An 11,713-nucleotide genomic window follows, 5' to 3' on the forward strand; every position below is an offset into this window, starting at 1 on the left:
GTAAATGGCAGAGGAGGGAGCCGGAAGGAAGGCCTTCATTTGTGCAGAAGAATTTAGTAAAAGTAAACCGTGTCTAAAGAAGAGTAAAACTATGAAAGTAATAAACAAATCCGCCATAAAAGGATTATGCCTTTTTCTATTCGCAGGCTTGTACCCTGGTATTAATTTTGGGCAGCACTTCAACGACATGTTTGTTCAGGAGTGGGCAAACGGAAAAGTAACGCTATCTACAGGTGAAAGCATTGACGGAGCCATTGCTTACCATCGTACAGAAGAGGTAATCAGGGTGATTAAGGAAGACGGATCGGTTAGCTCTTATTCTCCTGTAAGTGTAGATTCCTTTGTGGCAGCAGATTCGCGTTCGGGCAGGTATAATGTTTTTCAGACAATCGACTGGAACCAGGGCAGGGTAAGGTCAGATTTTAAGAAGCCTGTCTTCTTCGAGGTTTTGCACAACGGCAACTATTCTCTTATTGCCAGAAGCACCTATATTCGGTTGAAAGATTACAACAAAGTATTATCCGGCTCAAGTTTTGTGAGGAGGTATGATGACTGGGTAGAAGAAGTGAAAATGTCTTACTATGTGCAGAAGCCTGACGGGGAGATTATTGAACTACGGAAATTGCAACGCGATTTGTTTAAGCTGATGGGGGGTAAGAAAAACGAGGTGAAAACCTTTATCAAAGAAAAACATCTTGATATAAACATGCCTCACGAGCTTTCCATCATCATCGGCTATTTTAATTCACTCATATAAAGCCTTCTAAAGGCGATAAAGCTGCAGGCGGTACCTGTATTTTGTGGGAAAAAGAAGCCGCGAAATACAGGTACACTTTTAAAGATCGCGCAGCTTTAGCACCATATAAGACAGCAGCAGAAACAGAATGGTATATATGATAGCAGGTACTAAAGCTACTGCCGGTGATAAAATATCGCTGGGAGAAGTAGCCTGATCTACCATTTGCTGAATCGGGAGCGGTGTGAGGCTGGAGAGTGACTTCATGGGAAAATACTTATCAACATGATCCGGTACCTGAGAGCGAATGATCGGCTCTACTACCAGTGTAGTGGCTATGAAAACGATAATGGATAATCCGCTTCGCTTTATGATGAAGCTGAAGAGCATTGCCAGGGACATAAACCCTGTTACCTGGAAAAAGTAATACAGCAGGTACTGGATCTGCCCGAATATTCCACTGGCTGAAGTATCTCTGCTATACATCAGCCCAAAGAACAAGCCCAGCATCAATAAGAAGAGGGTGCAGGCAGCCGCAATCACCAAGGCCATGTAAAACTTCGCCAGTACGAGCTCCAGCCGGCTTAAACCATCAATTACCTGCTGTCGCATTGTTCTGAAACTATACTCATCCGAAATCAGGATGATCATTAATATACCTGGAATTACATTAAAGTAGCTGGCAACATAGGTAAGGTTGTTCCATAGCTCCGGAAACTGGTACAGCCTGTCGCCCAGTTTGCTGGTGTTGATCGTAATGCCCTGGCTGGAGTACATAAACAGGAAAATAAGTACGGCAAAGGCACCCAGTATAATCCAGAAAGTACGGTAAGGAAGTACCTTGAGGAACTCTAATCGCAGTAAGTTCATACGCTTAATCTTTTATCATTTCCAGGAACTGAGCTTCCAGGCTTTTGCGCCGCACTACCAGCTGCGACAACACAATGCCTTGCTCAAACATGTCTCTATTCAGGTCGGTGCTGGTGTAGCCTTCTTTTAATGTAAGTAAGATGCTGTCTTTCTCCTGGTTAAACTTGGCTACATAGGGCAGGCGTTCCAGCAGCAGGAGAACTGGTGCCAGTTCTGCGGCCTGTATCAAAAGCTGTTCGCTGGCAGACAAGGTATCGCCCACTGCACCACCTGAAACCAACCTGCCGGATCGCAGCACGGCCATGTGGGTGCATACTTTTTCCACTTCATCCAGCAGATGGCTTGCCAGTATAATGGTTTTTCCCTGTGCGGCTATTCGTAAGATCAGGTCGCGTACCTCTGCTATTCCCTGGGGGTCCAGGCCATTGGTTGGCTCGTCGAGTACCAGCACCTCCGGATCGTTGAGCATAGCGGCCGCCAGGGCAAGCCGCTGCTTCATGCCAAGCGAGAAGCCTTTAAACGTCGTATGGCTGCGGGTGCCAAGCCCTACCAGGTCCAGCATTTTGTCTGTGTTGCTTTGGTTGGCACCTTTTATTTCGGCAAACACCTGCAAATTTCGCCTGGCGGTCAGGTATGGGTAAAAGTTTGGTGTTTCCAGTAGCGCGCCTACCCGTTGCTTGGTTTCTTTTGAAATGCCTTTCCCGAACCAGGAGAAGCTGCCGCTGCTGGCTTTGATAACATCCAGCACAATACCCAGTGTAGTGGTTTTGCCACTGCCGTTTGGTCCTAGCAGGCCATAGATGCTTCCTTCTTCAATAGTGAGTGAAAGGCGATCCAGGGCTTTTATGCTGCCATAATTTTTGGAAATATCGTTTATCTCTAAAACTGTAGCCAAAGCAATCGTTGGGTTAGGTACAAGTATACTTTAAATGCAATATAGCTTTTTTTATTATGAATTATAAATTGATGTTAGGCAGATAATTACTTTTTCCCCCTTCAAAGGGGGACTTTTGATAGCTTTTTATCGAGGCTGCCCCCAAGGGGCAAAAAAGTAGTTACACAGGATCGACATCGGCTACTACGCGCACTCCTTTAAAGTCGGGGAGCAGTTGCAAATCGCGAATGGCTTCTGCAATCTGTTTTTTAGCTCCTCGCAGGTTGGTGTTTTCACGTGGAAGCTTGATATGGATTTCGTTCAGAAACTGGTTCCGGATCTTGAAGATATACGGCACCTCCGGCCCCAGAACATGCTGCCTTCCTAAACGATCGGTTAAGTCTTTGGCTAATACAATGGCACTGTTCTCGGAGGTTTTTTCGTCTTCGTGCTTCACCACAACCTTGATCATGCGCATAAACGGCGGGTAGCCGAAGCGCATACGCTCTTCTATCTCATGCTCGTACAACGACAGGTAATCGTTGCTGTGTACTTTTCGGAAGATCGGCTGCAGCGGATCACGGGTCTGTATCAGTACTGTGCCCGATTTGCCTTTACGCCCCGCCCGGCCACTTACCTGCACAAATAGCTGGTATGCCCGCTCATGTGCCCTGAAATCCGGAAAATTAATGATCGTATCGGCATTCAGAATACCAACCAGGCTAACGTTTTCAAAGTCGAGGCCCTTGGTTACCATTTGGGTGCCGATCAACACGTTGGTTTTCCCGCTTTCAAAATCGGCAATAATCTGCTGGTAGCTGTTTTTCTTTTTGGTGGTGTCGAGGTCCATGCGCTGTATCTCAGCGTTTGGCAGCATCAGCTTTAGTTCATCCTCTACCTTTTCGGTGCCGAATCCCATGCTTTTCAGTGTGGTGGCACCGCAGGCAGGGCAGTCGTGGGGCATGCGTTCGTGGTAACCGCAGTAATGGCAGCGGAGTTCGTTGTTATACTTGTGGTAGGATAAGCTGACAGCGCAGTGGCGGCATTTCGGAATCCAGGAGCACTCATCGCAGCTGATGAAAGGAGCATAACCGCGTCGGTTCTGAAAGAGAATAACCTGTTCCTGCCGCTGAAGCCGTTCCTCGATAGCGTTCAACAGCTTTCCGGAGAAATGGCTGTGCATGTTCTTCCGGTGCTGCTCGTCCCGCACATTAATCAACTCAATCTCCGGTAGCTGGGCCTCGCCAAAGCGTTTGCTCATCGTTACCAGGCCCCAGCGGCCTGTTTTGCAGTTATAGTAGCTTTCGATGGAAGGGGTTGCAGAGCCGAGCAGCGTCTTTGCCCCCTGAAACTGCGCCATCATCAGGGCTGTTTCGCGGGCATTATACCGTGGTGCCGGATCGTATTGCTTATAGCTCGCTTCATGCTCCTCGTCTACCACAATCAGGGACAAGCTATGAAAGGGCAGGAAAACGGCAGACCGCACGCCCACCACCACCTGGAAACGCCCCGACACCACGCCCTGCCATACTTCGGCACGTTCGTTATCGGAAAACTTGGAGTGATAAATGCCGAGTTTATCCCCGAAAACTTTTATCAGGCGTGTCACAATCTGGGCTGTAAGGGCAATCTCGGGCAGCAGGTACAGTACCTGGCCGCCGCCCTCTAAAGCATGTTTGATCAGGTCGATATATACTTCTGTTTTGCCGCTGCCTGTTACGCCATGCAGCAGTACCGTGTCTTTCTCTTTGAACAGGCCTAATATTTCATCTTTCGCCTGTTCCTGGTGCTCCGACAAGGCTTTGGGCATCAGTTTAGGAGAATGATCGACAGGGAAACGCGAAATGATCTGGTCGAACTGCTCCAGCACCCCCTTTTTGATGAGAGAGTCTACGGCAGAAGCAGAAATGTGGGGATTCTTTGTCAGAATGCTTTTATCCAGCCCGAGGTAGTTCAGGTGAATATCCTGGTGCACAGGCACTTTCTGCAGGTAGTTCAGCAGCACGTCCAGCTGTTTTGGCTTTGCCGTCAGCTGGCTGAAAAGCTCTTCCAGCATGCCCTCTTCCTGCACAAAGTGCTCTGACAGGCGCACCTTCTTGACTACTTTAGGAGAAAACTTGTCGCTTACCTGCTCAAAAATAATGATGGCTTCTTTCTGGATCAGCGACTTGATAAACTTATGGTAGCTTTTGAGCTGCAGTAGATGCCCCACTTCGGTAAACGTAAGAGCCTTGTTCTGCTGCAGTGCAAACAGGATGCGTTCTTCCTGTGGGGCTAAAGGTATTTCGTCTTCTTCGGGATTAAAGTGCGGGTGAAGCTGTATGCGTGACTCGCTGCTTAGTTTCAGTGCAGAGGGCAGGGCCGCATTTATTACCTCGCCTATGGTACACATGTAGTAGTCGGCAATCCACCGGAACAGCTTCAGTTGAGGCGCTGTGACAATAGGTTTATCGTCGAGCACATCCAGGATATACTTGGCCTGATACTCGGCTGGCGCATTTTCATGGATTTCGGCTACAATACAACTAAGTACCTTTTTTGCCCCGAACTGCACAATTACCCGCACGCCCACCGACACGTCGTCGTTCATTTCGAACGGGATGCGGTAGGTATAGAGCTTGGGCAGCGGCAGAGGTAGAATGACATCGGCAAACAATGTAACACGATCTACCGCCGGCTCAGGCGGGTAATTAAAATTTAAAAGTTCAGACAAGGGTGCTCCGGATTATACTTCTACAAAGGTCGGAAAAATGGGTTTAAAATGTAGCATTTCTGCAAACGCATTTTGCCTTTGTAAATTTAACAGGTTTGTAAACATGCCATTGCTTTTGCAGGTAATGTTAAATGGAGCTTATCATTTACTTACATAAAAATATTGTTTAAACTTCGAACTCAATCCAGAGCCTGGGAAGTAAAATGGCTAAGCAGTAGAATAAACGAAGAATTTAAGAAAGGAAAACATGAACCTATCAGGAAATACAGTATTGATTACGGGTGGTGCATCAGGCATCGGCCTTGCCATAGCGGAGCGCTTTTTAAAGGCAGGAAGCAAGGTAATAGTTTGTGGCAGAAGAGCAGAGAAGCTGCAGGAGGCCCAGCAGAAGTATCCGGAGCTGCATACCCGTGTATGTGATGTGGCGGATGAGGCAGACCGGGTTGCACTGTTCGAGTGGGCAACCAGTGCGTTTCCGCAGCTAAACGTGCTGGTGAATAATGCCGGTATACAGCGCAGAGGGCGCTTTACAGAAGATCAGGAGCCCTGGGCAAAGCGCAGGCAGGAAATCGCCATTAACGTAGAAGCGCCTATTCATTTGTCTACTCTTTTTATTCCGCATCTGCAGCAACAGGAAACAGCAGCCATCTTTAACGTTACTTCCGGCCTCGCTTTTACGCCGGCTACCTTTGCCCTGGTGTATAGTGCGACCAAGGCTGCCATGCACGCCTTTAGCATGACTTTACGCCTGGAGCTGGCAAACACGAGTATAAAAGTGGTTGAGATTGCTCCTCCGGCTGTTAACACGGATCTGGGTGGTGCAGGTATTCATACTTTTGGCGCCCCTGTAGATGAGTTCGCCGATAGCATTATGCAGCGCATAGAAGCAGGTGAAGAAGAAGTAGGGTATGGCCGGTCTGAAAATGCCAGGCTGGCTTCGAGGGAGGAAATTGATAAAATGGTGAAGTACATGAGCACGCTGGATGCCTGAGGCAGAAAGAAAGGCAAGTGCCATGTTCCCTTACTTTATTGAGGGCTCTCAATAAAGTAAGGGAACATGGTTTACTACAAAGCCGGAAACTTCGGTTCCTGCTGGTGGCGCTGTCCGCGCAGCTGACTCAAAGCTTCGGCAGTCGTGTGCACGGGCAGCTGGCAGGCTCGGTTAAAGCAAACGTAAATGGTTGTTTTCCCAGCTATAGCTGTTCTGTCCTGTAGCAGCGGCAGCGAGCTTGTACCGGCTGTACCTGCTAGGAGCATGTTGGGCAAATAGTAGGAGCTGAAGTCAGAACGTATCTTGGCCGCTTTTTCGCCAACAATGGCTACTTCGGCGGTTGATGTTAATTTGTGGAAGTACAAAGAAGCCCAGTTACTTAAAAAGGACGGCTCTTTGATGACCAAGTCTTTCACCTTACTGAGCATATCGTCTGATAGCTGCTGGTAGCGGGCCTCATCAAAATACAGCCCCAGGAAGTGCAGGTTGGTGGCCATAACGGAATTGGAACTCGGAATGACATTGTCGGTAATCTCCTTTTTGCGGGCAATCAGCTGTTGCGAGCTGTTATCAGTGAAAAAGAACATCCCTTCCTGCTCGTCGAAGAAGTGGGTTAAAGTATAATCTGTTAGAGCCTTTGCTTCCTGCAGCCATTGTGCATCAAAAGTTACTTCGTACAGCCGGGTAAAGGCTCTAATAAGCAGTGCATAGTCTTCGAGGAAACCATCTATCGTAGCTTTCCCGGCTTTATAGTTATGATAAAGCCTTTCCTCCTGCTTGAGGCGCTGCCGTATAAAACCGGCATTCCGGAGAGCCAGCTCCAGAAAATGTTTTTCTCCGAACGTATAGTAGGCATCGGCAAGCCCTTTCAGCATCAGGGCATTCCAGGAACACAGTATCTTGTCGTCTAGTCCTGGCCGCACGCGCGCTGCCCGTACCCGCATGATGGCTGCTTTCCAGTCTTGGGTCATCTCCTGCAGGACATCCGGCTCCAGCTGGTTTTCTCTGGCAAATTTTTCTTCTGAAACACGGCGATGCAGGATGTTGCGGCCATGCTCGAAGTTACCGGCGGCAGTGGCGTGGTAGTACTTGGAGAACAGCGGTTCCTCGTCTCCAAGGATTTTCTGCAGCTCCTCTTTGGTAAAGGTATAGAATTTTCCTTCTTCGCCTTCGCTGTCAGCATCCAGCGAAGAATAAAAGCCGTTTTCTTCGCTCATCAGCTCCCGTTCTACAAAGGCTATGGTTTCGTATACAACCGATTTGTAGAGCGGCTCTTTCGTTAACTGGTACGCCTCGGCATACAAACTGACCAGTTGCCCGTTGTCGTACAACATCTTCTCGAAGTGGGGCACCAGCCAGTCGGCATCAACGGAATAACGGGCAAAGCCACCACCTATCTGGTCGTAAATGCCGCCGTAAGCCATTTCCCGTAGCGTAAGGTTTACCTGGTTCAGCATGCTTTGGTCGCTGGTATGGCTGTAGTAGCGCAGTAAAAACAGGTAATCGGTGGGCATGGGAAATTTGGGTGCCTGGCCTATACCTCCTTTTTCTCTGTCGAACTTAACGCTCAGGTTATAACCCATTAGCCGGAAATCATCTTCCCGCACATGGAAGTTGCTTTTCTGCAAACCGTACTTATCCAGCTCACTCCGGTTCAGGTGCTGAGCAAACTGCTCTGCCGACTGATCCAGTTCTTTCCTGCTCTTTTTATAGGCATCTGCAATGTTTAAAAGCAGGTTTACCCATTGCTTCGGCGGAAAATAGGTGCCGCCATAAAATGGCTTTGCATCCGGGTTAAGAAACACGTTCAGCGGCCAGCCTCCTTGCACACCCATGGCATGCAAGGCATCCATGTAAACGGCATCTACATCCGGCCTTTCTTCCCGATCTACTTTGATACACACAAAATGCTCGTTCATTACCTCAGCCACCTTTTCGTTTTCGAAAGACTGATGTTCCATGACATGGCACCAATGGCAGGCGGCGTAGCCAATACTTACCACGATAGGCTTGTCCTCTGCCTTTGCTTTCTGTAGCGCCTCTTCTCCCCACGGGTACCAATCTACGGGATTATAGGCATGCTGCAGCAGGTAAGGACTGGATGCGTTTATAAGGCGGTTTGGGTTCTTGTTTTCGGCCATAGTATTTTTTTAGATACAGGACAAAAGACTTTTTAAATGACACACGTAGCACGTATCAAGTAGTACGACTTTAAAATCTTATGCAATCATTACACCTGAAAAGAATTTGTGTCCTGTGTCTCATGTATTTTTACGGGATTGTATGGATGAGTGGCTAAAGCAGTTGCTTAAGTAGCAGTTCTTCTTCCTGTGCTGTGTTAATACGATACTTCTGTTGCAACTCTTTTAACTGCTTTAAAGTGTTTCTCAGAAAAGTCTGATGTGCTTCGGAGGCAGGATGAAAGGCTTTATGTGAAAGAGCACGTTTCATTTTCCCCCACTCCTGCATAAACATGTTAAAATCTTTATTGAAATAGGCAGCCGTGAATTTTTGCCAGATATAGTCTTCTGCTTCTTCGCTAGGGTGGATCATATCACGCTTGTAAAAACGGTAATCACGCAGATCATCGAGCATAATTTCATATGCTGGGAAGTACAGCATATTCTCGTGCCTGGCCGTTAACTGATGGCATGCCACTCGCAATATGGCCTTGCTAACTGTGTTTACTTCTATAGTTTCTTTTAAGTGCCTGACCGGGCTTACCGTAAGCAGCACCTTTAGGGTAGGGTTTATAGGCTGAAGTAATGCGTTTATTTTATCTAAGGAAGTAACTATTTCTTCTGCAGAAAGTAAATGACGGGTAAATTGCTTCGCCGGTAGTTTATGGCAGTTAGCTACCAGATCCCCGGTACTATTTAACTTGTAACCTACCGCTGTCCCTAGAGTTAGAATAAGTAAATCGGCTTTTTGCAGGGACGCCTGTGTTAGTTGCACTCTTCGCGCAATAGTAAGCAGTAGCTCGGCTTTACTTGGGGAGGAGAGGGAAGAGTGGAGGTCGTAGGCAAACCAGATACCCTGATGCTGCACCAGGTGATCCTCGAAAGGGTAAGATTTGCCTGACGCAGCCGCAATAAGCAGACTTGCCGACAAAGGGTTAAATATGGTACCGAAAGGGTTAACAAGCGCCTCCACCTTATTTTGCCTTAGTTTGCTGCCAATAACATCAGCAAAACATGAGCCTATAGTTACCACATTGGAATGAAGCGATAAATTTAAACTTGATGGGGCAACCTGTACTTCTGTTCGAAACATTTTTGAGGGGGTATACAAAAGCTGTAAGTTACAAATTATCAGTTAATGCTACAGTAAGGGAATTAATAGCAGGCGTCTTATTGATGATGTATGATTAATTTTATACTTTGCGTAAGTGCTTACTCATTATTTTATTCCGCTTTAAGTAAGTTGCTCCCTTCAGCAGAAGCATCGAAAGGTTGAATAATAGTTTTCGCTACATCACCAAATTTTGCACATAAGTTACTAAATAGCTTAAAACTGAGAGGTAGAAATGAAAGATAATACAACAGATAACTCTGAACTCTCATTATGGCTAGCCTTCAAAAGAGGTGATGAGGAGACTTTTATAGCTATCTACCAAAAATATGTGAACGTATTATATAAGTATGGGACCCAGATCACGTCTGACCAAGATTTAGTGAAAGATTGCATTCAGAGCCTTTTTATTGAGTTATGGGATCGCAGGGAAAGATTGGGCAACACCGATTCTATCAAGTTTTACCTTTTCAAGTCCCTGAAAAGGAAGATTGTAGAGGAACTTATGGCTCAGCAAAAGAAGGTAAGTATGTCTGCCCTCGAAGAAGGCTATCGCTTTGACCTGGTAATGCCCTTTGAGCAAAAACTTATTGTTTCGCAGGCTGAGTCTGAACAGAAACAAAAGCTCTCGAAGGTATTGGAGCAACTCACCAAACGCCAAAGAGAAGCTATTTACCTTTATTTTTATAATGAAATGACATACGAAGAAGTGGCTGCCCTGATGTCGCTCAAAGTAGCTTCTGTATACGATCTTATTAGTGATGGCCTTAAGAAACTGAGAAGCAGCATGAATAAAATAGACTTTATGTATGCCTGGTTATTGTTTATGCTACTCCGGTTCTCCTCATTACTTTAATCTAACAGGTAACACGGTGCCTTGCAAAGTTACAGCACCGTATGCTACTCATTCCCTATTGATTATAGTAAGAAAAAACTGATTAAGCAACTATATACTTGCTTGAATCATAGTACCTTAAACACCCAGATAGATAAAGCTTTCATTTCTTTTCAAAAAAAATTTCAGAAAAAACACCGAGATTTTACCAACCAATTCCTTTGTTGTGTAAGAGCTCACTTATGCCACCAAACATGAACGACAACTATAAAAATGCAGATGAGTTATTGGCGAATGAGCTCTTCGTAAAGTGGCTGCAGCATCCGGATGCTGACACAAATGCTTATTGGGAATCGTGGCTTTCCCGGCATCCAGAGCAAAGAGGAGCAGTAGAAGAAGCTAAAAGAATACTGCAGCATGTTGCGTTTGATGACTGGAGTTTATCTGAGGAGGATTCGCAGCTGATGCTGCAAAACATATTAGCTAATAAGAACCCGGCTGTCACACCACCTGCCAAACAAGAGGCAAAAATACATCACTTATCCAACTGGTTATCCGGCTGGAATATGGCGGCAGCGGCGGCAGTTGTGTTGCTTCTGTTGGCGGGAGTTGGCTTTTACTTGCTCTCAAACCAGCAGAAAACGTTGCAGTACGCTACTGCCTATGGCGAAATTAAGACGATCCTGCTGCCCGATAGCTCTGAAGTGGTTTTAAATGCCAACTCAAAGCTGAAGTGGAACGAGAACTGGGATGGCACTACTGACCGGCAGGTCTGGCTCGAAGGCGAGGGTTTTTTCTCAGTACTGAAGAAGAGGAGGGCAACCGCAAAAGAAGGTGATGTAAAATTTACAGTGCATACCCAGAACATGGATGTAGAAGTGCTTGGTACAGAATTTAATGTAAAAGAAAGGCCTTCTGAAACCAGGGTGGTGCTAAACTCAGGCAAAGTTAGGCTCAGTATCAATGCTTTAAAGAAGGAGGAACCTGTTTATATGGAGCCGGGAGAATCGGTTAAACTCAATAAAAACAGTATTGAAAAAACTCTGGTGAAAGCAGGTGATTTTAGCGCCTGGCAAAAAAGGAAGCTGGTTCTGAATAATACAACAGTAGCAGATGTCGCTAACATTTTAAATGACATTTATGGCGTTCAGGTAATTTTCAGAAATCCGTTAACCGCTAACCGGGTTCTGAACGGAACGCTGCCGACAAACGATCAGGCGGCCTTACTTAACGCTCTTGCAACCACTCTTGGAGTAGAGATACAGGTCGAAGGGCGGCAGGTTATCGTTCACGAATAACATATGACATGGTGTATATACCGGATATCTCCAATACTTGCATACCAATGGACTTTAAATGAATAGCAGATTATAATTATTTCGCCTGAATAGTTGCACCCTGAA

9 protein-coding genes are annotated in these 11,713 nt (G+C 46.4%); 4 read left to right on the forward strand and 5 right to left on the reverse strand.

Going from position 1 to position 11,713, the window contains the following annotated elements:
• Window positions 1–91 precede the first annotated feature (91 nt).
• Window positions 92–757: a hypothetical protein gene (locus tag C1N53_RS00535; protein WP_137757478.1), complete on the forward strand. Its 666-nt coding sequence runs from the start codon at window positions 92–94 to the stop codon at window positions 755–757.
• 78 nt (window positions 758–835) lie between these two features.
• Here C1N53_RS00535 and C1N53_RS00540 read toward each other — a convergent pair whose 3' ends face one another.
• The 3 genes from C1N53_RS00540 to priA form a co-directional block, all read right to left on the reverse strand.
• The gene (locus tag C1N53_RS00540; RefSeq protein ID WP_137757479.1) at window positions 836–1,606 is read right to left on the reverse strand and encodes an ABC transporter permease; all 771 of its coding nucleotides are present in this window, start codon (window positions 1,604–1,606) and stop codon (window positions 836–838) included.
• Between the two features lie 4 nt (window positions 1,607–1,610).
• Window positions 1,611–2,501, reverse strand: a complete 891-nt coding sequence (locus tag C1N53_RS00545) for an ABC transporter ATP-binding protein (protein WP_137757480.1) — start codon at window positions 2,499–2,501, stop codon at window positions 1,611–1,613.
• A gap of 160 nt (window positions 2,502–2,661) precedes the next feature.
• On the reverse strand, window positions 2,662–5,193 hold the full coding sequence (gene priA, locus C1N53_RS00550; RefSeq protein ID WP_137757481.1) for a primosomal protein N': 2,532 nt from the start codon (window positions 5,191–5,193) through the stop codon (window positions 2,662–2,664).
• Window positions 5,194–5,440: 247 nt separating this feature from the next.
• On the opposite strand from priA, the gene C1N53_RS00555 reads away from it, so the two are divergent.
• Complete coding sequence (locus C1N53_RS00555; protein WP_137757482.1) at window positions 5,441–6,184, forward strand: SDR family oxidoreductase; 744 nt, start codon at window positions 5,441–5,443, stop codon at window positions 6,182–6,184.
• Between the two features lie 74 nt (window positions 6,185–6,258).
• Here C1N53_RS00555 and C1N53_RS00560 read toward each other — a convergent pair whose 3' ends face one another.
• Window positions 6,259–8,325, reverse strand: a complete 2,067-nt coding sequence (locus C1N53_RS00560; RefSeq protein WP_137757483.1) for a thioredoxin domain-containing protein — start codon at window positions 8,323–8,325, stop codon at window positions 6,259–6,261.
• A 154-nt stretch (window positions 8,326–8,479) separates the two neighbouring features.
• On the reverse strand, window positions 8,480–9,457 hold the full coding sequence (locus C1N53_RS00565; protein WP_137757484.1) for a GSCFA domain-containing protein: 978 nt from the start codon (window positions 9,455–9,457) through the stop codon (window positions 8,480–8,482).
• 253 nt (window positions 9,458–9,710) lie between these two features.
• Here C1N53_RS00565 and C1N53_RS00570 point away from each other — a divergent pair, with 253 nt between their 5' ends.
• Both C1N53_RS00570 and C1N53_RS00575 read left to right on the forward strand, forming a co-directional pair.
• Complete coding sequence (locus C1N53_RS00570; RefSeq protein ID WP_137757485.1) at window positions 9,711–10,331, forward strand: RNA polymerase sigma factor; 621 nt, start codon at window positions 9,711–9,713, stop codon at window positions 10,329–10,331.
• 233 nt (window positions 10,332–10,564) lie between these two features.
• Window positions 10,565–11,608, forward strand: a complete 1,044-nt coding sequence (locus C1N53_RS00575) for a FecR family protein (protein WP_168193925.1) — start codon at window positions 10,565–10,567, stop codon at window positions 11,606–11,608.
• The last annotated feature ends 105 nt before the right edge of the window (window positions 11,609–11,713 follow it).

Source organism: Pontibacter sp. SGAir0037, from assembly GCF_005491705.1.
Lineage (GTDB): Bacteria > Bacteroidota > Bacteroidia > Cytophagales > Hymenobacteraceae > Pontibacter.

Bases quoted from the DNA above. Each gene is read 5' to 3' on its own strand.
- C1N53_RS00535 (WP_137757478.1), top strand. From the start codon at position 92: ATGAAAGTAATAAACAAATCCGCCATAAAAGGATTATGCCTTTTTCTA.
- C1N53_RS00540 (WP_137757479.1), bottom strand. From the start codon at position 1,606: ATGAACTTACTGCGATTAGAGTTCCTCAAGGTACTTCCTTACCGTACT.
- C1N53_RS00555 (WP_137757482.1), top strand. From the start codon at position 5,441: ATGAACCTATCAGGAAATACAGTATTGATTACGGGTGGTGCATCAGGC.
- C1N53_RS00560 (WP_137757483.1), bottom strand. From the start codon at position 8,325: ATGGCCGAAAACAAGAACCCAAACCGCCTTATAAACGCATCCAGTCCT.
- C1N53_RS00565 (WP_137757484.1), bottom strand. From the start codon at position 9,457: ATGTTTCGAACAGAAGTACAGGTTGCCCCATCAAGTTTAAATTTATCG.
- C1N53_RS00570 (WP_137757485.1), top strand. From the start codon at position 9,711: ATGAAAGATAATACAACAGATAACTCTGAACTCTCATTATGGCTAGCC.
- C1N53_RS00575 (WP_168193925.1), top strand. From the start codon at position 10,565: ATGAACGACAACTATAAAAATGCAGATGAGTTATTGGCGAATGAGCTC.